The 686-nt window shown below is 57.1% G+C and carries 1 protein-coding gene; it reads left to right on the forward strand.

All coding sequences use genetic code 11. The features are described 5' to 3' along the window. The coding region (locus tag ACMHKJ_RS19315; RefSeq protein ID WP_413496471.1) for a toxin TcdB middle/N-terminal domain-containing protein at positions 1-686 on the forward strand (686 nt) is incomplete at both ends.

Raw genomic sequence — 686 nt, forward strand, 5'->3', positions numbered from 1 at the left:
CGATATTCTGTATGCCCGCAGTGATTATATTGAAATTTACCGCAACCGCAGCGGCAACGGGTTTGATAAGCCGCTCACCGTAAAACTCCCCGCCGGTGTACGCTATGACCACACCTGCCGCCTGCAGGTGGCAGATGTGCAGGGACTGGGCGTGGCCAGTCTGCTGCTGACTGTGCCGCACACCACGCCACGTCATTATCTGCTGCACCTGACCACCGAAAAACCGTGGCTGCTGAATCAGGTCAGTAACCAGACGGGAATGGTGCAAAAACTGCATTACCGCAGCTCCGCGCAGTTCCGTCTGGATGATAAAACCCGCGAGCCGGTCTCTTATCTGCCGTTCCCGGTGCACACCTTATGGCGGACAGACACCAGAGATGACATCACCGGCAACAAACGGGTAAGCAAAGTGAGTTACCATCACGGCGTCTGGGACGCCCGCGAGCGGGAATTCTGGGGGTTCGGTTGTGTGGAGGTGCAGGATACCGATACAACCGCAGCCCGTGATACCGGCGGCGTGCTGACCATGCCGGTACTCACCCGCAGCTGGTATGCAACCGGTTATGCACCGGTCGATACACAGCTGAAAAATGAATACTGGCAGGGCGATAAAAGTGCCTTTGCCGGGTTTGTTACCCGTCTGACGACCGGCAGCGGTGATAATGAACCGGTCTGTTCTGATGCCG

This window comes from Morganella psychrotolerans, assembly GCF_965118875.1.
Classification (GTDB): domain Bacteria; phylum Pseudomonadota; class Gammaproteobacteria; order Enterobacterales; family Enterobacteriaceae; genus Morganella; species Morganella psychrotolerans_C.